The sequence below is a fragment of the Rubrivirga sp. genome (assembly GCF_965213695.1).
GTDB lineage: Bacteria > Bacteroidota > Rhodothermia > Rhodothermales > Rubricoccaceae > Rubrivirga.
Window position 1 is genome coordinate 3,494,756 of the sequence record NZ_OZ243912.1, and the last position, 19,611, is coordinate 3,514,366.

Annotated in this window: 23 protein-coding genes; 9 read left to right on the forward strand and 14 right to left on the reverse strand. The window is 73.6% G+C overall.

Annotated elements, in window-relative coordinates; all coding sequences use genetic code 11:
* Nucleotides 1-20: 20 nt before the first annotated feature.
* The 8 genes from ACOOHE_RS15590 (at nt 21) to ACOOHE_RS15625 (ending at nt 5,332) form a co-directional block, all read left to right on the forward strand.
* Nucleotides 21-413, forward strand: coding sequence for a four-helix bundle copper-binding protein (locus ACOOHE_RS15590; RefSeq protein ID WP_420455004.1), 393 nt, complete (start codon nt 21-23; stop codon nt 411-413).
* Nucleotides 414-505: 92 nt separating this feature from the next.
* Nucleotides 506-892, forward strand: a complete 387-nt coding sequence (locus ACOOHE_RS15595) for a DUF302 domain-containing protein (RefSeq protein WP_420455005.1) — start codon at nt 506-508, stop codon at nt 890-892.
* Nucleotides 889-1,290 carry a MerR family transcriptional regulator gene (locus ACOOHE_RS15600; RefSeq protein ID WP_420455006.1) on the forward strand — a complete coding sequence of 134 codons (402 nt, stop codon included), beginning with the start codon at nt 889-891 and terminating at the stop codon, nt 1,288-1,290. The genes ACOOHE_RS15595 and ACOOHE_RS15600 overlap by 4 nt, the downstream gene beginning before the upstream one ends.
* Nucleotides 1,291-1,357: 67 nt before the next feature.
* Nucleotides 1,358-3,595: a heavy metal translocating P-type ATPase gene (locus ACOOHE_RS15605; RefSeq protein WP_420455007.1), complete on the forward strand. Its 2,238-nt coding sequence runs from the start codon at nt 1,358-1,360 to the stop codon at nt 3,593-3,595.
* A gap of 169 nt (nt 3,596-3,764) precedes the next feature.
* The gene (locus ACOOHE_RS15610; RefSeq protein WP_420455008.1) at nt 3,765-3,998 is read left to right on the forward strand and encodes a heavy-metal-associated domain-containing protein; all 234 of its coding nucleotides are present in this window, start codon (nt 3,765-3,767) and stop codon (nt 3,996-3,998) included.
* A gap of 30 nt (nt 3,999-4,028) precedes the next feature.
* Nucleotides 4,029-4,553, forward strand: a complete 525-nt coding sequence (locus ACOOHE_RS15615) for a hypothetical protein (RefSeq protein ID WP_420455009.1) — start codon at nt 4,029-4,031, stop codon at nt 4,551-4,553.
* 21 nt (nt 4,554-4,574) lie between these two features.
* The gene (locus tag ACOOHE_RS15620; protein WP_420455010.1) at nt 4,575-4,880 is read left to right on the forward strand and encodes a hypothetical protein; all 306 of its coding nucleotides are present in this window, start codon (nt 4,575-4,577) and stop codon (nt 4,878-4,880) included.
* A gap of 167 nt (nt 4,881-5,047) precedes the next feature.
* Nucleotides 5,048-5,332 carry a hypothetical protein gene (locus tag ACOOHE_RS15625; protein ID WP_420455011.1) on the forward strand — a complete coding sequence of 95 codons (285 nt, stop codon included), beginning with the start codon at nt 5,048-5,050 and terminating at the stop codon, nt 5,330-5,332.
* 85 nt (nt 5,333-5,417) lie between these two features.
* On the opposite strand, the gene ACOOHE_RS15630 is transcribed toward ACOOHE_RS15625, so the two are convergent.
* From ACOOHE_RS15630 to ACOOHE_RS15685, 12 genes are all read right to left on the reverse strand, one after another.
* Nucleotides 5,418-6,062, reverse strand: a complete 645-nt coding sequence (locus ACOOHE_RS15630; RefSeq protein WP_420455012.1) for a hypothetical protein — start codon at nt 6,060-6,062, stop codon at nt 5,418-5,420.
* Complete coding sequence (locus ACOOHE_RS15635) at nt 6,059-6,784, reverse strand: DUF4230 domain-containing protein (RefSeq protein ID WP_420455013.1); 726 nt, start codon at nt 6,782-6,784, stop codon at nt 6,059-6,061. The genes ACOOHE_RS15630 and ACOOHE_RS15635 overlap by 4 nt, the downstream gene beginning before the upstream one ends.
* 194 nt (nt 6,785-6,978) lie before the next feature.
* A complete protein-coding gene (locus ACOOHE_RS15640; RefSeq protein WP_420455014.1) occupies nt 6,979-7,884 on the reverse strand; it encodes an EamA family transporter in 906 nt (301 codons plus the stop codon).
* A 63-nt stretch (nt 7,885-7,947) separates the two neighbouring features.
* Nucleotides 7,948-9,003 (reverse strand): hypothetical protein, encoded by a 1,056-nt coding sequence (locus ACOOHE_RS15645; RefSeq protein WP_420455015.1) that lies wholly within the window; start codon nt 9,001-9,003, stop codon nt 7,948-7,950.
* Nucleotides 9,000-9,458, reverse strand: coding sequence for a BMC domain-containing protein (locus ACOOHE_RS15650; RefSeq protein ID WP_420455016.1), 459 nt, complete (start codon nt 9,456-9,458; stop codon nt 9,000-9,002). The genes ACOOHE_RS15645 and ACOOHE_RS15650 overlap by 4 nt, the downstream gene beginning before the upstream one ends.
* A gap of 4 nt (nt 9,459-9,462) precedes the next feature.
* Entirely contained in the window at nt 9,463-9,750 is a 288-nt protein-coding gene (gene eutM / locus ACOOHE_RS15655; RefSeq protein ID WP_420455017.1) for an ethanolamine utilization microcompartment protein EutM, read from the reverse strand.
* Nucleotides 9,751-9,821: 71 nt separating this feature from the next.
* Nucleotides 9,822-11,324: a lipopolysaccharide biosynthesis protein gene (locus ACOOHE_RS15660; RefSeq protein WP_420455018.1), complete on the reverse strand. Its 1,503-nt coding sequence runs from the start codon at nt 11,322-11,324 to the stop codon at nt 9,822-9,824.
* Nucleotides 11,325-11,425: 101 nt separating this feature from the next.
* A complete protein-coding gene (locus ACOOHE_RS15665) occupies nt 11,426-12,742 on the reverse strand; it encodes a polysaccharide pyruvyl transferase family protein (protein WP_420455019.1) in 1,317 nt (438 codons plus the stop codon).
* 193 nt (nt 12,743-12,935) lie between these two features.
* On the reverse strand, nt 12,936-13,856 hold the full coding sequence (locus ACOOHE_RS15670) for a glycosyltransferase family 2 protein (RefSeq protein ID WP_420455020.1): 921 nt from the start codon (nt 13,854-13,856) through the stop codon (nt 12,936-12,938).
* Nucleotides 13,853-15,169, reverse strand: a complete 1,317-nt coding sequence (locus ACOOHE_RS15675; RefSeq protein ID WP_420455021.1) for a glycosyltransferase — start codon at nt 15,167-15,169, stop codon at nt 13,853-13,855. Before ACOOHE_RS15675 ends, ACOOHE_RS15670 begins: the two co-directional genes overlap by 4 nt.
* 295 nt (nt 15,170-15,464) lie before the next feature.
* Nucleotides 15,465-16,118, reverse strand: coding sequence for a Uma2 family endonuclease (locus ACOOHE_RS15680; RefSeq protein WP_420455022.1), 654 nt, complete (start codon nt 16,116-16,118; stop codon nt 15,465-15,467).
* Between the two features lie 28 nt (nt 16,119-16,146).
* A complete protein-coding gene (locus ACOOHE_RS15685) occupies nt 16,147-17,247 on the reverse strand; it encodes a vWA domain-containing protein (protein WP_420455023.1) in 1,101 nt (366 codons plus the stop codon).
* A gap of 182 nt (nt 17,248-17,429) precedes the next feature.
* Here ACOOHE_RS15685 and ACOOHE_RS15690 point away from each other — a divergent pair, with 182 nt between their 5' ends.
* The gene (locus tag ACOOHE_RS15690) at nt 17,430-18,077 is read left to right on the forward strand and encodes a response regulator transcription factor (protein ID WP_420455024.1); all 648 of its coding nucleotides are present in this window, start codon (nt 17,430-17,432) and stop codon (nt 18,075-18,077) included.
* 66 nt (nt 18,078-18,143) lie between these two features.
* Here the strand turns inward: ACOOHE_RS15690 and ACOOHE_RS15695 are convergent, their stop codons facing one another.
* Complete coding sequence (locus tag ACOOHE_RS15695; protein ID WP_420455025.1) at nt 18,144-18,818, reverse strand: hypothetical protein; 675 nt, start codon at nt 18,816-18,818, stop codon at nt 18,144-18,146.
* 150 nt (nt 18,819-18,968) lie between these two features.
* A complete protein-coding gene (locus ACOOHE_RS15700; protein WP_420455026.1) occupies nt 18,969-19,568 on the reverse strand; it encodes a biotin transporter BioY in 600 nt (199 codons plus the stop codon).
* Between the last annotated feature and the right edge of the window lie 43 nt (nt 19,569-19,611).

The window sequence follows — 19,611 nt, forward strand, 5'->3', positions numbered from 1 at the left end:
CCCCCCACTCCCCCTCTCCCATGACCCTCGAAATCCTCGACGCTCACCCCTCCCCCTCCGCCCACCTCGACGCGATCAAGGCCGTCGTCGAGGCCGCGCTCGACTGCGTCCAGTGCTGCACGTCGTGCGCCGACGCCTGCCTCGCCGAGGACGGCGAGATGGACCTGGCCCACTGCATCCGGACCGACCTCGACTGCGCCGACGTCTGCGCCGCGACGGCCACCGTGGTGGTGCGCCAGACCCAGCCCTCGACGGACCTCGTCCGCGCCCAGGTCCAGGCGTGCAAGGCCGCGTGCGAGACCTGCGCCGCGTCGTGCGAGGAGCACGCCGAGACGCACGAGCACTGCCGGATCTGCGCCGAGTGCTGCCGGACCTGCGCCGACGCCTGCGACCGGCTCCTCGCCGCGCTGTAGCCCACGGGCCGAGCCCGCCGACGCCGCCCCGGCTCGGCGGGCTCTTCTCCGGCGCACGGGCGTTAAGCGTGCCCCCCGCTCTCCCCCGACCCGTGTCCTACACCTTCTCCCGCACGCTCGACGCCGACCTCGCGACGGCCGAGGAACGCACCCGCACCGCGCTCTCCGACGAGGGCTTCGGCGTCCTGACCGAGATCGACATCCAGGCCACGCTCAAGACGAAGCTCGACGCCGACGTGGCCGGCTACACCATCCTGGGTGCCTGCAACCCGCCGCTGGCGCACCGGGCGATGCAGGCCGAGCCTCGGATCGGCGTCATGCTGCCGTGCAACGTGATCCTCCGCGACGTCGGCGACGGGCGGACGGAGGTCTCGGCCATCGACCCGGTCGCCAGCATGGCCGCCGTCGAGAACGGCGACCTGGACGACATCGCCGCCGAGGTCCGCGACCGGCTCCGGCGCGTCGTCGCCGCGCTGTGACGACGGGGCAGCTCGCCCACGCGGCCGGCGTCGCGACCGACACGGTCCGCTACTACGAGCGGCGCGGGCTCCTCGCCGCGCCGCGCCGGACGTCCGGCGGCTACCGCGACTACGGGCCCGACGCGCTCCGGCGCCTGCGCGCGCTCCGCCGGGCCCAGGCCCTCGGGTTCACGCTCGACGAGGCCGCCGGACTGCTCGCGCTCTCGCGCGACGTCCACGCCGACGCCGCCGCCGTCCGCGAGCGGGCCGTCGAGAAGATCGCGGACCTCGATGCCCGCATCGCCGAGCTCCAACGGACCCGCGACGCGCTCACCGACCTGGCCGACGCCTGCGGCGGGGCCGACACGACGCGGGCCGAGTGCCCCGTCCTGCGGGCGCTCGCGGAGCCTCAAGACTGAGCGGTCGATTCACGGAACCCTGGAGTCGGGTCCAGGGCGTATCAGAGCGGAACCGCCCGCTCCTCCCATGCCCGCCACCGCCTCCCCCCCTGCGGACCGCACCGTAACGCTCCGCGTCGAGGGGATGGAGTGCGCCTCGTGCTCGGCCCGCGTCGAGCGCGTCCTGTCCCGGCTCGACGGCGTCGCCGAGGTCGGCGTCAACCTGGCGACCGAGCGGGCGACCGTCCGCGCGCACCCGGGCCTGTCCGACGACGCCATCGCCGACGCCATCCGCCGCGCCGGCTTCGGCGCCGAGGCGGACGCTCCGGGTGTGAACGAGGCGGACAAGGACGCCGAGCGCGCCGTCCAGCGCCGCCGCGCGCTCGTCGCCGCCGCGCTCACCGCCCCGATCTGGCTGTTGGAGATGGTCCCGATGATGGTCCCGGGCGGGGCCGACTGGCTGCACGGGCTCGTCGGAACCCAGCCGCTGCGACTCGTGCTGCTGGCGCTGGGGACGGCCGTCCAGTTCGGGCCCGGCCTCCACTTTGTCCGGACGGGCTGGGCGGCGCTCCGGTCCGGCGCCCCGTCGATGGACACGTTGGTCCTGCTCGGCACGTCGGCGGCCTACGGGTACTCGGTCGTGGCCACCGTCGCGCCCGGCGTCCTGCCGGCCGGGGCCGACCACGTCTACTTCGAGGCCGCGGCCACCATCATCACGCTTGTCCTGGCCGGCCGGTACCTGGAGGCCGTCGCGAAGGGCCGGGCCGGGCAGGCCATCCGCGCGCTCCTCGACTTGCAGCCGCCGACGGCCTGGGTCGTGCGCGACGGCGAGCCGGTCGAGGTGCCGCTCGCCGAGGTGGCCGTGGGCGACCACGTGCTCGTCAAGCCCGGCGCTCGCGTGGCCGTCGACGGCGTCGTGGTCGAGGGCCGGTCGTTCGTCGACGAGTCGGCAATGACGGGCGAGCCGGTCCCAGTCGAGAAGGAGCCCGAGTCGGTCGTCGCGGCCGGGACCGTCAACGGGACGGGGGCCCTGACCGTCGAGGCGACGGCGGTCGGCGGGCAGACGGCGCTGGCCCGGATCGTCCAGATGGTCGAGGACGCCCAGGGTTCGAAGCCGCCGATCCAGGCCCTGGCCGACCGCGTCGTGGCCGTGTTCGTCCCGTTCGTGCTGGCGACGGCCGCCGTCACGTTCGCCGTCTGGATGTGGGTCGGTCCCGAGCCCCGGCTGACGTACGCGCTGGTGGCTGCCGTCTCCGTACTCATCATCGCGTGCCCGTGCGCCATGGGGATCGCCACGCCGATCTCGGTGCTGGTCGGGACCGGACGGGCGGCCGAGAAAGGCGCGTTCGTCCGCGAGGGGGCCGGCCTGCAAGCGCTCGCCGAGGCCGACACCATCGTGTTCGACAAGACGGGCACGCTGACGCTCGGCCGCCCCGCCGTGACCGACGTGGTCGCCGTCGGGGATGCCGATGCCCAAGCGGCCGTGCGGCTGGCCGCCGCCGTCGAGCGCCAGAGCGAGCACCCCATCGCCCGCGCGCTCGTCGAGCACGCCGGGCCGACGCCCGACGCGGCCGACGTCGAGGCCGTGCCCGGCTACGGCGTCACCGGGACCGTCGAGGGCCGGGCCGTCGCCGTCGGCGCCACGCGGTTCATGGACCGCCTGAACGTCCCGCTCGCCGCCGCCGACCGCGACCGCGCCGACGGGCTCGCCGCTGAGGGCAAGACGCCGCTCTGGGTCGCCGTCGACAGCACGCCGGCCGCGCTCGTCGCCGTCTCTGACCCGATCAAGCCCGGCGCCCGGGACGCCCTCGACGCGCTTCGGGCGCAGGGCTTGGACCTCGCTTTGATCTCGGGCGACGCCGAGGCGACCGCTCGGGCCGTCGCAGCCCGGCTCGGCATCGAGACGGTCCGCGCCGAGGTGCTGCCGGACGAGAAGGCCCAGGCCGTCGCGGCGCTCCAGGCCCAGGGCCGCCGCGTCGCCTTCGTCGGCGACGGCATCAACGACGCGCCCGCGCTCGCCCAGGCCGACGCCGGGCTCGCGATGGGCACGGGCACCGACGTCGCCATCGAGGCCGGCGACGTGGTCCTGGCCGGCGGCGACGTCGAGGCCGTCGGCCGCGCGCTCGGCGTCGCCCGGGCCACGCTCCGCAACATCCGCCAGAACCTGTTCTGGGCCTTCGCCTACAACGTGGTCCTGATCCCGGTCGCCGCCGGCGTCCTCTTCCCGGCCTTCGGGCTCCTGCTCTCGCCCATGCTCGCCGCCTTGGCGATGGTGTTTTCGGACCTCTTCGTGATCGGCAACGCGCTCCGGCTCCGCACGGCGTAGGCTCGCTGGCGCTCACTTAGGAAAGGGGAAACAGGAAAGGGGAAATGGCAGAGGCGGATGGACTCCACAGCCCGGAACCTTTTCGGAGGCGCCGTTGAACCCGTCCCCCGTCCCCCGTCCCCCGTCCCCCGTCCCCCGTCCCCCGTCCCCCGTCCCCATGATGAACCTGATGCCCGACCGCCACACCGAGACGCTCCAGATCGAGGGGATGACCTGCGGCGGCTGCGTGACCTCCGTCGAGACCGCGCTGGGCGGAGTCTCCGGCGCCATCGTCGAGTCCGTCGAGATCGGCCGAGCCGTCGTGGACGCCGGGCCCGAGGCGACGCGCGAGCGGCTCGTCGAGGCCGTCGAAGCGGCCGGATTCGACGTCGTCGGTGGAGAGAGCGAGCCGGACCCGCAGTAGCCCGTAGCTTCCGGGCCGCCCCCTCCGCCGATGGCCGACGACCCCACGCCCCCGCGAGCCGACGTCCGCGCCGGCGGCCTGCTCGATCTCTCGACGGGCAAGCCCGCCCCGCCGCCCGAGCCGCCCGCACCGCGCCCGCCGGTCGTGCCCGACCCCGAGGTCCGCGCCGGGCGGACGCTCGACCTGTCCGTCAAGCCGGCCGCGCCCGTCTCTAAGAAAGCGTCGGCACCGGACTTTGGCGGTGGCCTGGTCTTGCGCGAGACCGTCGACCTGTCGACCAGGCGGGCGCCGGCCGAGGCGTCGGCGGCTCCGCCCGGGGCTCCCGCAAAAGCGGCCTCTCCGACAAACGAGTCGAGGTCACGACGCGGCACTCGCCCTCAGGACAGCGGCCGGGGCTCGGACCCCCGCGGCTCGGACAGCCGAGGCTCGAACCGGGCCGGCGACTCGCGCGACGCCGACCGAGGCCGCTCGAAGGGCGAGGCTCCCGCCTCCGCCTCGTCGGCGCTGGCCGACTTGCTCGACCCCGACGTGCTCGCCAAGCTCCGCGGCGGCTGAACCGCTGGTTAGCCCGCACTTGTGCTCGCCCCCAATCCAATGCCAGGAACACCACAGACTGATACCGAACCGCATGAGCTCGCCCAGTCTGGCAGTCTCGGTTGGGTCCAGTTCGGGATCGGCGCGACGCTCATCGCTGTGGCCCTCCTCAGAGTATACCGGAGCGGAGGCGAGACCACCGAGATAGACTGGGGCCTCGGAGTACTTGGCCTGAGCAACCTAGCGGGCGCGTTCTACGCGAAGTCGGAAGGGTCCGTCTGGCGGTTCGCCGAACTCGGCCTCGGTGTCGCGGCGCTGGCGGTGTTGCTGTTCGAGGCGTTCGGTTGAACGTCGCGCGGGCTAACTCGCCGCTGCAGGCCGACACAGGGCGCCAGCGCCTCTGCCCGGTTGTAGCTTCAGTGTCTCCGGCACTTTGCCCAAACGCTGTGCCCTCAACCCTGTGCGGCTGAGCGTCCATCTGTTAGGCAGCCTCCCACCTTCATCCTGGCCCCGTGTTGATCCAGAAGATCATGGCCTTCTCGGTCCTCGGGTGCGTCGCACTCAGTTGGGTGCCTTGGACTACCGCCGTCGCCCGGTACCTCCGCTCCCAGCGTGACGTTGCGGAGCCGGACCGGAAGGGGAGTCTCGGGATCTACGGCGACTACCTCCGCGGTACTCTGGATCGTAAAACACGGAACTACGTCCACCCCACCGTCGCGCTGCTGGCGCTCGCAGCTGCCCTCTTCGTACTGTTCGCGTTCTCCTCCGCTTTTGCTTTTAGCGGCCGGCTTGAGGGGTAGCACTTCAGACCGGCTTGATGGGTGACACGGTCTGGGCGGGAGTCCGTAGCTGCCGGGACGATGGGTGACACGATCGAGGCCACGGCTACCGCTTCCCGCGCTTCCAGAACTCGCGCACGCGCTTCTCGATCGCGTCGATGCCGGGCAGCGAGATCCCGCGCCGGAGCGCCTCCCGGACGATGAGCCCGCGCAGCGTCTGGTCGGGCGCCGGCAGCGGGTGGAGCGCGTGCTGGATCGGCCGGACGATGGGGCCGAGCGCGACGGCAACGAGCCCCAGGCGGAGCGCGACGAACCCGGCCACGCCCGTCCACATCGCGGCGAGGTTGCCGGCGGCGGCGAACGCGCTCAGCACGCCCACGTAGACGAGCCCCTGGACGACCGGGTGCTCCAGCACGCGGAGCGTCCCGATGGCACCGGGCATGACGAAGCCGGGCGCCGCCGCGCTCCACAGCGCGTACAGGAGCAGCGACACGCCGGCCGCCGCCCACCACGGCAGCACGAGCAGGAGCGCGGGCAGGAACAGGGCCGCCAGCGTCTGCGGCGACCGGAGCCAGACGCCCGCCCGTTCGAGCAGCGTCCCCAGCCCGACCGCGTCCAAGACCGGCCCGGCGTACTCGCGGAGCAGCGGCTCCGTCGTCCGGTAGTGGGTCCCGTCGGCAGCGAGCAAGCCGGCGACGGTGTCGACGTAGGGCGGCGCGACGCGGGGCGCGCGGGACCAGGGCCAGGTCATTCGGCGGGGACGGAGCGGCGGGAGCCGTCGCCCGGCGCGGCCACGTCGAGCGTGTCGCCGGGGGCCAGGACGAAGCGGAAGCGGACGGCCTCGAGGTCGACGCCGGCCGCTTCGAGCGGGGCCGCGAGCACGCGGCGGAGCGCCCGGGCCGAGTTGATCGCGGGCTGGTCGGAGTCGCGGAGGTGGGCCTCGGCCTGCTCGCGGAGCGCGGGGCGGACGCGACGCAACGTCTGCTCGACGGTCCGCTCTGTCATCGACGGGGTGAGCCGAGCCTGGCCGCTCAGGTCGATGTCGACCTCGGCGTCTTCGAGCTCGGGCTCGACCGAGAACACGGACAGCGGCGGCAGCACGACCTCGACGACGCCGTCGTCGCGGAACCGGATGGCGTCGGCGTCGAAGGCGTCGAGCGAGAACCCGTACGTCATGGTGGCCGGGACGCGGACGGCGACCTCGGCCCGGCCCGTCTCGATGTCGAGGAGCCGGATCCGCCAGCGCCGCGCGCTCGACCCCGACAGCGTCGACGAGAGCCGCCCGGTCACGACGAACCCCTCGGCGGCCTCCTGCTGAATCTGGGTCTGGACCAGCCCCCGGACCTCCTCCTCGCTCACCCCTCCCCCTCCGCGGACGACGGAGACCCCCAGCGCGATGACGACGGCGAGCACGGCCGCCAGAGCGAGCCCGAGCACGAATCCGGTGGGACGAGGGCGAGCGGCGTCGGGCATGGACGGGGGTACGCAGGGTTCAGGGTTCAGGGTTCAGGGTTCAGGGAAGGTGACCGTCATCAGATCCGACCGCAAGCCCGAAGGCCACAGGTCGCCCGGACCGCGGAGCGACGGCGCAGCCAACCTGTCCACAGCCACCGCCCCCTCTGCCAGTTCCCCGTCCCCATTTCCCCTTTCCGCGAGCGCTAGCGAGCCTACCCCGCCAGCAGCACCAGCGCCGCCACCGCCAGCCCCAAGCCGGCGAGGTTGGCTCGGGACAGCGCCTCGCCCCACACCGCGCGCCCGATGAGGGCCGCGCCGACCACGATGGCCACGCTGTTGGCCGGGAACGCGACCGTCCCGTCCAGCCGCTCCAGCGCCCGCAGCAGGAACTCGGCCGAGTAGTAGTTGACCACGCCCAGCCCGACGCCCCAGGCCCAGGCCGCGCGGCTCGGCCACCGACCCGTACGGATCCCCGTCCAGCCGACGGCGAGGGCGCCCACCAGGAACGCCACGCCGAACACGAACAGCAGGAACGTCGAGATCGGCGTCGTCCCGCCGGCCGCTTGGGAGAACGTCTCCCGGAACACCTTCATGTTGACGTCGACGAGCCCGCCCGTCAGGAACAGGAGGGCCAGCACGCCGACCGTCCGGCCGCCGGCCGTCGGGGCGGGTGGCGAGCCGTCCGGCGCGGGCGGGCCCACCTTGCCGGGTGGCCCCGCGGGCCGGGCGACCAGGAAGAACGCGGCCCCCGCCAGCACCAGCCCGACGAGCTGGAGCGCCGTCGGCACTTCGCCCCAGACGGCCCACGACGCCAGGAACGGGACGACGACCGACAGCCGCATCACGCCGGCGGCCAGCCCCATCCCGGCCTCGCGGATCGCCAGCGCGAACAGCCAGAACCCGGCGATGAACAGGACGCCCTGCCCCACGCCCAGCGCCACCAGCCCGCCCGACAGCTCGGCCGGCGCGTCGACGCCCTGGAGCGCGACCGCGAGCGCGGCCCCGGCGAGGTAGTTCACGGTCAGCAGCGCCGTCCGGTCGAGGTCGCGGCGCTCGGCCACCTTGAACACGACGGCGATCGCGAGGCTGCACGCGACGGCGAGGGCGAGGAAGAACATGCGGGGGCGGAAGGAGGCCCCAAATCACCGGACGGACCGCGCGGCCGACCGTGCAGTCTCGCCTTATTCCTGCTCGTCCAGCGGCGACCGCTCGGCCGGCCGCTGGATAAAGTAGCCGACGCGGGACGGCTGGACGGTCACGTCGCGGATGTCGATGCTGTCCGGCCACCGCGCCGAGACCGGGACCTGCCCGTCGGTCGCCGTCGTGTCCCGGGCGATGTCGAAGTAGTCGACCACGGCGCGGACGCGCGTCGACGACAGGGCCCGGTCGTAGGTGTCGCCGACCGCCGGAACGCGGAAGACGGCCTGGACGCGGGGCGGGTCGAACCGGACGCCGAGCACGCCCGGCGGCACGTTCTCGACCTCGACCTCGAGCTCGCGCGCGGCCTCGGTGAACTCCCCGACGTCGACCTGGACGCGCGTCGCGGTGACGGACGGCGACAGGAGCCCGCCGAACGTGTCGGCGAGCGCGACGATCCGGGTCAGGCTGCCCTCGACGTCCTGGGCCACCAAGAGCTCCGTCGGCCAGGAGTCCAAGACGCCGAGGAGGGACTGGGCGCCGGTCACGGTGACCGAGTCGGGCGTGAGCGTCGGGTCGCGGAGCAGGTCGAACCCGACCTCGGTCTCGATCCGCCGTCGGAGCCGGATCGGCAGGCGCCGGTTCGTTCGGGTGTCGAGCGCGAGCTCGATGGCCTGGGGCTGGACGGCCTGGACCTCGATGCCGGCCGGGAGCCCGGCCTCCTGGAGCGCCGCGCCCAGGTCCACGACCTCGCCCTCGGCCGCGACCCGGATCGTCGGGCTCCGGCGGAGCAGCGAGAGCAGCGTCCAGCCGTCGCCGCGCAGGGTCACCGTGGCGGCGGCCGGCGGGAGCGAGCGGAGGGCCGTCCCGCTCGGCGTCTGGACGACCTCGATGGGCATCCGCAGCGTGACCGGGTACGACTCGCGCATGCTGAAGCTGAACCACATCACGAGCGCGACGACGACCGAGAGCAGCATGGCCAGCCCGCGTTGGCTCGCCGGCTCGTCGCCGTCGGCGTCGGGCTCGTCGGCCGACGGGAGCAGGGCCCGGAGTCGGTCCCGGACCAGCATCAGGGTCCGGCGCGGGCGCGGGGCGCTCATCGGTCGCTAGCGCGGAGGAAGGCGACGAGCTCGTCCTTGGTGGCCTGGGCGATGGCCCGGCCCCGGAGCCGGTCGTCGTCGCGGTCGCGCGCGAGCTTGCGGAGCTCGCGGACCGTCCGGTCGTCGTAGGCCTCGCCGCCGTCGGGCGGAAGGCTCACGGCCGGCGGCGAGCCCGCGAGCAGCGCCCACAGGCCGTCGGCCGGCCGCGGGATGACGAGCCGGCCGGCCACGCGGCCGACGCGCTCGGCGGCGGCGGCGCCCGCCTCGACGGCGGCCCGGACGGCGGCCGTCTCGCCGACCACGACGTGCGTTACGAGGGCCGGGACGGTCCGCTGCTGGCGGACGAGCCGGACGTCGGACGCCTTGACCATGGCGTCGGCCGCCTCGATGGCGGCGACGAGCCCGTGCGTCTCGAGCAGGCCGAGCGCTTGGCCCGGGAAGGTCGGCTCGGCCACCGGGCTACTCGCCCGGGAGGATCGCCTCGACCTCGGTGTGCGGCCGCGGGATCACGTGGACCGACACGAGCTCGCCGACGCGCTCGGCCGCCGCCGCGCCCGCGTCCGTCGACGCCTTGACCGCGCCGACGTCGCCGCGGACCATCACGGTGACGTAGCCGCCGCCGATCTGCTCCTTTCCGATCAGGTTCACGCGGGCGGCCTTCACCATCGCGTCGGCCGCCTCGATGGCGCCGACCAGGCCTCGCGTCTCGACCATTCCGAGCGCGGCGCCGTAGTCTCCGTTGGGCATGGGATCTCTGTGTGGATAAGGGGCGGCGCGGACCTGCGCCGGGCGCCCAATCTACGACGCTCCGCTCTACGTCACGGCGCGTCGGTCGGGTCGCCGTTTGCCGAGTCCTCCGCCATGCTCCCGCCGTGCTCCCGGGCGAGGAGCGACCGCGCCCGGTCCCAGTCGTCGCGGCGGTAGACGCCGCTCACAAACAGGGCCGGCACGTAGGCCATCGCCAGGGCCACCCGGAGCGCGAGCCGCGGCCCGACGTCCCAGTCGGCCGACGGCTGGGCCGCCAGGAACAGCGCCGCCACGAGTCCGCAGACGACGGCCAGCGCCCGCCACGGGTACGCGACCGGCGTCGACGACTGGGCCATCCGGGCCGTCCCGACGGCGAGCGCGGCATACGCCACCAGCGTTGCGAGGGCCGCGCCGGCGGCGCCGAGCACGGGGATCAGCGCCAGGTTGAGGGCCAGGTTCAGGAGCGCCGCCGCTCCCACGGCCACCGAGATCGCCGTCGTCCGCCCGGCCACGTAGAGCACGTTGACCACGACGTAGTACAGCCCGTAGAACGCGAACCCGCCGGCGACCAACACCACCAACGTCTCGGTCTCGATGAGCGCCGTCTGCTCGGTCAGCAACCGGCTCACGTCGGCCACGAACAGGCCGAGCCCGAGCGTGACCCAGCCGGCGAGCGCGGCGAAGTGCCGGAACGACTGGCGGTGGAGGTCGGGCGAGCCGGTCTCGTCGAGCGCTTTCATCCCCAGGACCGTGAACGCCAGCACGAAGCTCTGGACCAGGAACGAGTTGACGACGCCGCCGAACCGGGCCGCCCACTCGTAGACCGCGCCGACCTCCGGGCCCAGCATCCCAACGAGGACGTAGCGGTCGCCGATGTTGAGGAACCGCGACGCGAAGCCGGACGCCAGCAGCGGCACCCCGAACGCCACCATCCGCCCGACGAGCGCACGGTCGACCCGGCGCTCGACCCGAGCCAGAAGCGCCGGCGTCACGATCAGCGCCGTCACGGCCGCCGACACGGCGTACCCCTTCATCACGCCCGTCAGCCCCTGGCCGGCGACCAGGAACGCGACCACGGCGGCCACCAGCAGCAGCGCCTCGAACACGCCGACGAGGACGAACGCCCCGGCCCGCTCGCGCTGGCGGAGCACGGTGTACGACACGTCGGAGACGGTCTTGAACCCGACGAACACGGACAGCCAGCGGACGGCCTCGGCTCGGTCGGGCGCCTCCAACAGGGTCTCGGCGATGCCCGGGGCGAAGGCCCACCCGACGGCAGCCACCGCCCCTCCCGCCACGACGGCCACCACGAGCGCCGTCGCCGGGACCGCCGACCGCTCGCGGTCGCTCAGCAGCGGCGACGACGCGAACCGGAGGATCCCCAGCGGGAGCCCGGCCCCGGCCACCAGCAGCGCGAACATTTTGGTCGCGTCGAGCACGCCGAGCCAGCCGAGATCTTCGGTGGGCAGGACCTCGGGGTCGCCGTAGAACGCGAGCAGGACGAAGCCGGACAGCTTCGACGTGACGCTGGCGACGGCGTAGACGCTGCTCTGGTGGAACAGGCGGCGGAGCACGGGCGGGCGAGGCGTGAGGGGTGAGGAGGGAGGGGCCGCACGGGGTCAGCGCCGTTCGACCTCCCGAGCGCGGAGGCGCGTCGAGGGACGCTCTCGGCCCGTCACGCAGCGCTCGTCGCCCTCCCGAGCCGGTCGGCGAACGCCTCCGCGATGAGCGCGCCGGAGCCCATCGCGCTCTGGCGCATCTCGTCGACGCCCGCGACCAGCTCGGCCCGGGTGTCGGGCAGCGCGCCGAGCACGCGGTCCAGCCGGCGGACCAGCGTGCCGGGCGTGACCGTCTCGATGTCTTCGACCCAGTCGGGCACGCCGAGCGCGTCGAGGAGCTCCTGCGTCTTGAACTCGTAGGCGATGCCGAGGACGGGCGTCCCGGCCGCGAGCGCCAGGATCGCCGCGTGCATCCGCGTCGCGATCACCAGGTCCGCCTCGCCGTAGGCGTCGCGGATGGCGAGCGGGTCGCGCGCCTCCCGGTCGACCTCGACCCGCCGCTGGACGTCGGGGGGCAGCTTGGCCACGATGTCGAGGGCCACCGCCGAGTCGTCGAAGCGGTACTTCGGCCGGCCCTGGCACGTCGACAAAAACCGGACGGTCGCGCCGTGGACGCGGGCCAGGTGCGTCGTGACCGCGGCGACCGAGGCGCGGTACCGGGCCATGCCCAGGCCCGAGTCGACGGTGGTGAAGTGGGGCCAGTCGCGGACCGAGATGGCCACGGTCGGCGACGACGGCCACTCGCGCGTCCGGGCCGCCGCGAGCGTCTCGGCGTCGGCGAGCGCGAACGCGGCGTCGGCGCGGACGACGGTCCGGGCGCCGGGCGCGATGGCGCGGACGGCGGCCTGGCTCTCCTCGCCCCGCAGCATCGTGACGCGGGCGCCCTCGAAGATCCGCTTCAGCCGGTCCTTCGGCATCGTGTCGAACGGGCCGACGGACTGGGTGTAGAGCGCGTACGGCTGGCCGAGCGCGTGGAGCACGTCGAACTCGAGGTAGCGCGGGCCGAGCCAGTAGGCCGGCACGAAGTACGTCCCGCCCGTGCTCACGACGACGTCGGCCTGAGCGAGCGCGCGGAACGGGTCGGCCCCGTCGCGGCCGGCGAGCGCGAGCGCCTGGTCGTGGCGCCCGTCGGCCCAGACGTGGCCGGCGGCCAGGAGCCGGGGCCGGCGCTCGACCCACCGCGCGACTCGGCGGGCCCGCGCCGGGATGCCCCGGGCGATCTGGGGCCAGGCCACGCTCGACAGGCCCGTCCGAATGTCGTACTCGGGGAACGCGGCGCGGGCGACCTCGGGCTGGGTCTCGAACAACGTCATCTCGAACGGCGGGAGCGCCGCCCGGAGCGCGCGCTCGAGCCCGAGCAGGATGGCGGCGTCGCCGCCGTTGCCCAGCGTCACGTTCGTGACGGCGACGCGGAGGGGGGACGGGGTTGGCATGGACGCGAAGCTAGCCGAGCGGGCGTCGGCGGATGGAGAGTAGAGGGTGGAGAGTGGCGGCTCGCTGCGCTCGGGGGAAGCCGAAGAGTCCCTCCGTGCTGTCACGACGAATCGTGCACCCAGCCGACCGCCGTGGTCTGGCCGCGCGGGGACGGGCCCTCCGAGCGACGGGACGACACGACGCCAGCATCCTCTACCTCGCGCGCTCCCGCAGCGCCCGCCCCACGCCGACCGCCGCGCCCGCCCCCGTCGCCAGTCCCCGCAGCGCGTGGTGGAACGCTCGGGGCCGGACGACCGCCAGCGGCAGCCGCGCCAACCCCGTCGCCATCTGCTTGGCCGCCTTCAGCGCGCTGAACCCGGCCTTCCGACCGCGCCCGCCGCCGGCGTAGCGCCACGCCTGCCGGCCGTTGACGAACGCCCGCCGGGCCACGTAGCGCGGCGTCTGCTTCTGGGCCGGCTCGAGGTGGTCGACGCCCATCCGGGGCGCGTGCCACGTCGCGTTGCCGAAGCGGTCGACCAAGCGGCCGGCCAGTTCGGTCTCCTCCCCCAGCCCCAGCGTCCCGGCCACCATCCCCAGCCCCACGTCGAACCCGCCGACGGCGGCGAGCGCGTCGCGGCGGACGGCGAGGTTGCCGCCCGAGAACCCCTCGCGCACGGCGGCGCCCGACAGCGGCCCCTCGGCCCCGAACGTCCGCCGGACCGACGCCGGGTCGAACCACGCCGGCGGGGCCGCCTCGAACCGGGGCTCGATGGGCCCGCCGACCAGCACGACGCCGGGCCGGGCGACGGCGTCGCGGAGCGCGTCGAGCCAGGTCGGCCACACGAAGGCGTCGTCGTCGAGGTAGTGGACCCACTCGGCGCTGGAGGCGCGGAGGGCACGGTTACGGGCCCCGCTCAGGCCGGGCGTCGGCTCCTCGACCGACCGGAGCGCGGGCCAGTCGGCCAGTCCGGCGACGACGGCGGGCGTGGCGTCGGCCGACCCGTTGTCGACGACGAGCACCTCGATGCCGGGCGGCGCCTCGCCAATCGTCGCGCGCAGGTGGGCGAGCGTCTCGGCCAGGATCGCGGCGCGGTCCCGGGTGCAGACGGCGACGGTGACGGTCGGCGGCGTCACAGGGCGGGACGGTCGCCGAGCGACCGGATCACGTCGGCCAGGCGCAAGGTCTGGGCGCGGCGCGTGTACGGCATGACGGCGTCGAGCGGCGCCCCCTCGACCGGCGCGCCCGCCGCCCAGGCGTCGTGGTGCCGACGGATCTCGGCCGCGATGCCGTCGGCGTCGTCCCGAGCGAAGAGCCGGCCGCCGCCGGTCTCGTCGAGCAGCGCCGCCGCGTCGCCGCCGACGGGCCCGACGGCGAGCGTCGGCCGGCCGGAGGCGAGGTACTCGTAGAGCTTGCCCGTGATCATGCCGGCGTCGGCGGCGAACGGCTCGATGGAGAGCAGGAGCAGCCCCGACGCCGCCTGCTCGCGCACGGCCTCCCGGTGCGTGACGTAGGGGACGACCTCGACCGGAGCGCCCGTCGCCTCGGCCGCCTCTCGCACCGCCGCGTCCGTCCGCCCCACCAGCCGGATCGTCAGCCGCTCGGCCTCGCCCCGCTCGCGGAGGGCGCGGACGGCGTCCCACACGGCGACCGGGTTGCGCGTCGCGTAGAGGCTCCCCACGTGCGCTAGCACGAAGGCGTCGTCGCGGACGGCCACGTCGGCGGCGGCGGCGAGGTCGTCGGCATCGACGCCGTTGTGGACGACGGTGACGCAGCTCGGCGGCAGGTCGCCGGCCTCGGCCAGCCTCGCGGCCCACGTCGGGCTGACCGTCGTCACGGCGTCGGCGCCCCGGAGCACGCGGCGTTCGAGCCAGCGATCAAGGGCCCGCGCCGGCCGCGACATCGGGAGGTCGTCGTAGAAATTGATGCCGGTCCACGGGTCGCGGAAGTCGGCCACCCACGGCACGCCGGTCCGCTGCAACCGCCGGCCGACCAGGTGAACCGAGTGCGGCGGGCCGGACGTGACGACGGCGGCGAACGGCTCCTGCTTCCGAAACGCGCGGCCGAGCGCGCGCCGGCCCGCCAGCTTCGCGAACGGGACCCAGCCGACGCGGGCGTCGGGCAGGAACACGTTGGCCCGGGCCCAGAGCGCCGCGCGAGCGAGCCGGCCTCGCCGGTCGACGGCGCCGGTCGGGACAGCCTCGGCGCCGGTGAGCCGGCCATACAGGGCGAACGGGTCGGGCGCGCGCGTCCGGATGATCTCGACGCCGTCGGGGATGTCGGCCTCGAGGCTGGCGTCGCGGCTGGGGAACGCGCCGTCGGCGACCGTCAGCACGACGGGCTCGAAGCCGGCGTCGCGGAGGTACTTGACCGTCTTGAGCGTCCGCTGCACGCCGGGCCCGCCGGCCGGCGGGAAGTAGTACGTGACGACGAGGACGCGGGGGAGCACGGGCGGGTGGTGAGTCGGTGAGTCGGAAGGTCGCTCCGAGGACTCCGTCGCCCCGTGAGGCTTCTCCCAGAACCAGCCGCCTCCGTCTCGCGCCCGCTTCGGACGCCTGTAATTCGGGCCTCGTATCAGATTGATGCCCCACGCGCCGTCGGACGTAGGGGCACGCCGGTGGCGTCCCCGTGACGACCGCGGTGGAACGAGGCACGCCGCCGGCGTGCCCCTACGCGCAGGCCGATGAGGGGGGCAGCCCCTCAGCGACCCAGCATCACCTCACCATACTCGCGAGGGCAGTCGGTCAGCCGTCGCCGAGGAGGTCGCGCAGGGCGCCGAACGCGCTCGGCAGCGGGTCCGCGAACAGCGACTGCGGGTCGAGGTGGAAGCCGGCCACGGCCTCGCTCTCGAACCGGCCGTCCACCAGCGCGACGGCGCGGTAGGTGCCACCCGGTCGGTACGGCTCGCCGTCGAGCCGGTAGAACGCGGCCTCACGGCGAACCGGATCGATGAGCCAGTACTCCGGCACGCCGACCCGCTCGTAGCCCTCGAACTTGGTCTCGCGGTCCCGCGTCCCCGACGACGGCGACACGATCTCGACCGCGAGGTCGACCGGCGCCTTGGCGTCCTTAACGTCTAAGATGTCGAGCCGGTCGGCCCGGATGAAGAGCACGTCGGGCTCGTACCCGTTCTCGTCGTCCACACGCATCGTCGTCCGCGAGCCGAACGCCTCACCGAGCCCCTTCTCCTCGACGTAGCCCTCCAGAAGGATGAGGAGGAACTTGAACAGGCGCTCGTGGAGGACGCTCGTGGACATGTCGATGATGGCGTTCCCGTCGATAAGGTCCCCCTTCATGCCGTCCGGAAAGACGGCGAGGTACCGCTCGTACGGCGTCATCTCGCGCGGCGCGTCGGCCGGACGCGGAGAGGAGGCGGGGCGGGCGGCGGTCGTCGGCATGACGTCAAGGTAGGGCGTGGGGCCCGAGCTACCGCATCCGCTTGCGGCGGTTGCGGACGTAGTCCTCGAACAGGAACCCACCGAGCTCGTCGAGCCCGGCGTAATAGGCCCGCCCGTGGTTGACCTCCGTGAGCTGGCGGACGAAGTCCTGGAGGTACGGGTCGCGGGCGATCATGAACGTCGTGATCGTGATCCCCTCGCGGCGGCAGATGGCGGCCTCGTCCAGAACCCGGTTGATGATCTTCCGGTCGAGCCCGTAGGCGTTCCGGTACATCCGCCCGTTCTCGACGTGGCAGCTCGGCTTGCCGTCGGTGATCATAAAGACCTGCTTGTTCCGGTTCTTCCGCCGCCGCAGGATGTCGCGCGCGCGCTCCAACCCCGCCCGCGTGTTGGTGTGGAACGGGCCGACCTGGAGGTACGGGAGGTCCTTCATCTCGACCTCCCACGCCTCGTTCCCGAACGCGACGATGTCGAGCGTGTCCTTGGGGTAGCGCGTCGTGATGAGCTCGGCGAGCGCCAGCGCCGTCTTCCGCGCCGGCGTGATCCGGTCCTCGCCGTAGAGGACCATCGAGTGGCTGAGGTCGATCATCAGGACCGTGGCGACCGACGTGTGGTGGTCGGTCTCGAACACCTGGAAGTCGTCCTGCTCCAGGCTGAACTCGCCGATGCCGCCCCTGCGGAAGGCGTTCGACAACGTGCCGGTCACGTCGAGGTCGTGGACGTCGTCGCCGAAGCTGTAGGGCCGGGTCTCGGGCTGGCGCTCCGAGCCGGCGCCGGCGAACGGCGTCTTGTGGTCGCCCCGGCCGGCCTTGCGGAGGTCGCGGAAGATCTCTTCGAGCGAGCGCTCCCGGAGCCCGCGCTCGGCCTTGGCCGTGATCGAGACCACGCCGGTCTCGTCGTCGCGGTCGATGTAGCCCTGGTCCTTGAGCGCCTCGATAAAGTCGCCTAGGCCCATCCCCTCGTCGGTGATGCCGTACTCCTTGTCGATGGCCGTGAGCCACGCGAGCGCCTCGGCGGCGTCGCCGCCGGTGTGGAGGAGGAGTTGCTGGAACAGGTCGAGGAGCGTGTCGAACGTCGAGCGCGACGTCCCGTGGCGCTCGGGGTCCCAGTCGGCGTAGCGGAAGCGCATGGCGGGGGCAGGCGGGCGGAGTCCCACGAGGAACGGGGCGCGGCGTTCCGGAGTGCCCGGCGTATCTTTCAGTCCAAAGTGAAACCGTCCAGTCCCACGCCCGCTCATCGGGAACTTCCTGATGGGTACCGTGCGTGTTCTCCCCCCCACGCGCCTGCTGTCGGTGTCGGGGGCTCCTCCCCATGACGCACCGCCTCTTCCTCGTCGAGGACCACCCGATCACCCGGGAGGGCCTCCGGTCCCTCATCCGCTCCGCCCCGGACCTCGAAGTCGTCGGCGAGGCGTCGTCGGGGCCCGACGCGATCTCCCTCATCGGGTCGGCCAAGCCCGACCTCGTCCTGGCCGACATCGCCATCGACGGGTCGGACGGGATCGAGCTCACGAAGCAGCTCCGCGCGCTCCACCCCGACCTCCGCATTCTGATCGTCTCGGCCTACCCGGAGCGGGTCTACGCCGAGCGGGCCGTCCGCGCGGGGGCCCTGGGCTACGTGGCCAAGCACGAGGCCTCGGGCGTCCTGCTCGACGCCATCCGGACGGTCCTGGACGGCCGGCTCCACCTGTCGCCCGGGGTCCGCGAGCGCGTCGTCGGGACGTACCTCGCCTCGGGCACGGCGGGCGAGTCGGCCGTGGCCGACCTCACCGACCGCGAGCTCGAGGTGTTCCGCTACTTCGGCCAAGGCCTGACGACGTCCCAGGTGGCCGACGCCATGATGCTCTCGCCCAAGACGGTCGAGACGCACCGCGTCCACATCAAGCAGAAGCTGGGCCTGGCGACGACGAACGAGTTCGTCCAGCGGGCCGCGCTCTGGACCGCGCGCAACGAGGTGTAGGCGGGAGGGATGGGGGATGCGGGGTGGAGGGATGCGCAGACCTCGCTCCACCCCGCAACGCTCCGATCAGTCCGGGAGATTGTAGGCCTTCTTGACGGCTTGGTAGTCGCGGAGGTCGATCCGGGCGCCGGCGCCGGCGTTCGCGAAGTACAGCTCGTCGGGGATCACGACCAGCCGGAGGTCGATGCTGCCCGTCTGATCTGCCCGTTGGGGGACGAGGAAGTCGAACAGGACGCGGGGGTCGTCCGAGAACGCGGTGTAGGGGATCGACGAGACGACGTCGAAGTAGAGGTCCTGGTTGTCGAACGAGTACTCGTACGACGCCGTGTACCCGACCACCGAGATGGTCTCCCCTACCCCGTCGTCGTCGTTCAGCACGATCTCCTGGAACGAGCGCGAGAGCGGGAGGGCCGACCACGTCGTGTTGCCCTCGGCGCCGTCGAAGGCGGAGACCAGCTCGAGGTCGATGTAGAGCATCACGAGCGCCCCGTCACCGGCCGTCGCAAGGGCGTCGTCAAGGTTGCCCCGCGTGACCCGTGCGTCCCGGGCGTCGAACGACGCCGTGACTCGGTCCTCGTCTGCACGAGGCGGATCGTACTCGTCGGGGTCGAACGAGAAGTCGGCGACGAACACGCGGAGAGAGGTGTCGTCGTCTTCGTAGTACTCGGTCGTGTCGCAGGCGCCGAACGTGAGGACGGCGCCGAGCGCCAGGGCGGCGGAGAGGAGAGAGCGGAGGGGCATGGGAGCGGGGGGAACGTGAGCGACCAGAGGGCCGCAGGTGGCCGGCGAGAGGTAACGGCCGGTCGGACCGTAGGGGAAGCCGGAGCCCCCAAACGCGCGACGCCCGCCGGGTGGGGCGGGCGCCGGGAGAAAACCGAGGGAACTGGAGCGTCAGGCCGTCGCCCGGCGCGCGGCGGCGTAGAGCGAGGCGACGAGGGCGATCTTGGTCAGGTCCCAGGGGACGAACTTCAGCCACCCGTTGACGGCCGCCTCCGCCCACCCGTAGCCCGCGACAAGGTGGAGCCCGACGACGCCGCACGCGAACAAGACCAGCGAGCCGGCGACGAGCCCGAGCAGCGTCCGCCCCAGCCCGCGGCTCCGCTCCGTCACGGCACCCGCCACGAGCGCGACGAGCGGGAACGCGACGAGGTAGCCGACCGACGCGCCCAGCAGGTGGCCGAGCCCGGTCCCCCCGCCCGCGTACATCGGCAGGACCAGGCCGAGCGCGAGGTACAGGAGCATCGACAGCGCGCCGAGCCGCCAGCCCAGGAACAGGCCGGACCCGTAGACCGCCAGCGACTGCAACGTCAGGGGGACCTCCCAGAGGTAGACGCGCAGCTCGAACTGGGCCAGCAGCCCCGTCAGCAGCGCCGTCCCGACGACGAGCGCGGCCTGGAGCGCGAGCGGGGCGTCGGCCGCACGGAGGCGGTCGACGGAGGCGGCGGAGGGGGCGGCGAGGGCGGCGGGCCCCCCGGGCGGGATCTTCGACATGGGCGTGGAGGCGGGGCGCTCGAAGATACGCGGCGGTCCGCCG

What these genes read in the sequence shown, in the direction of transcription:
- ACOOHE_RS15590 (WP_420455004.1), top strand. Translation starts at nt 21, where the DNA reads ATGACCCTCGAAATCCTCGACGCTCACCCCTCCCCCTCCGCCCACCTC.
- ACOOHE_RS15605 (WP_420455007.1), top strand. Translation starts at nt 1,358, where the DNA reads ATGCCCGCCACCGCCTCCCCCCCTGCGGACCGCACCGTAACGCTCCGC.
- ACOOHE_RS15610 (WP_420455008.1), top strand. Translation starts at nt 3,765, where the DNA reads ATGCCCGACCGCCACACCGAGACGCTCCAGATCGAGGGGATGACCTGC.
- ACOOHE_RS15615 (WP_420455009.1), top strand. Translation starts at nt 4,029, where the DNA reads ATGGCCGACGACCCCACGCCCCCGCGAGCCGACGTCCGCGCCGGCGGC.
- ACOOHE_RS15630 (WP_420455012.1), bottom strand. Translation starts at nt 6,062, where the DNA reads ATGACCTGGCCCTGGTCCCGCGCGCCCCGCGTCGCGCCGCCCTACGTC.
- ACOOHE_RS15635 (WP_420455013.1), bottom strand. Translation starts at nt 6,784, where the DNA reads ATGCCCGACGCCGCTCGCCCTCGTCCCACCGGATTCGTGCTCGGGCTC.
- ACOOHE_RS15640 (WP_420455014.1), bottom strand. Translation starts at nt 7,884, where the DNA reads ATGTTCTTCCTCGCCCTCGCCGTCGCGTGCAGCCTCGCGATCGCCGTC.
- ACOOHE_RS15645 (WP_420455015.1), bottom strand. Translation starts at nt 9,003, where the DNA reads ATGAGCGCCCCGCGCCCGCGCCGGACCCTGATGCTGGTCCGGGACCGA.
- eutM (WP_420455017.1), bottom strand. Translation starts at nt 9,750, where the DNA reads ATGCCCAACGGAGACTACGGCGCCGCGCTCGGAATGGTCGAGACGCGA.
- ACOOHE_RS15665 (WP_420455019.1), bottom strand. Translation starts at nt 12,742, where the DNA reads ATGCCAACCCCGTCCCCCCTCCGCGTCGCCGTCACGAACGTGACGCTG.
- ACOOHE_RS15680 (WP_420455022.1), bottom strand. Translation starts at nt 16,118, where the DNA reads ATGCCGACGACCGCCGCCCGCCCCGCCTCCTCTCCGCGTCCGGCCGAC.
- ACOOHE_RS15685 (WP_420455023.1), bottom strand. Translation starts at nt 17,247, where the DNA reads ATGCGCTTCCGCTACGCCGACTGGGACCCCGAGCGCCACGGGACGTCG.
- ACOOHE_RS15690 (WP_420455024.1), top strand. Translation starts at nt 17,430, where the DNA reads ATGACGCACCGCCTCTTCCTCGTCGAGGACCACCCGATCACCCGGGAG.
- ACOOHE_RS15695 (WP_420455025.1), bottom strand. Translation starts at nt 18,818, where the DNA reads ATGCCCCTCCGCTCTCTCCTCTCCGCCGCCCTGGCGCTCGGCGCCGTC.
- ACOOHE_RS15700 (WP_420455026.1), bottom strand. Translation starts at nt 19,568, where the DNA reads ATGTCGAAGATCCCGCCCGGGGGGCCCGCCGCCCTCGCCGCCCCCTCC.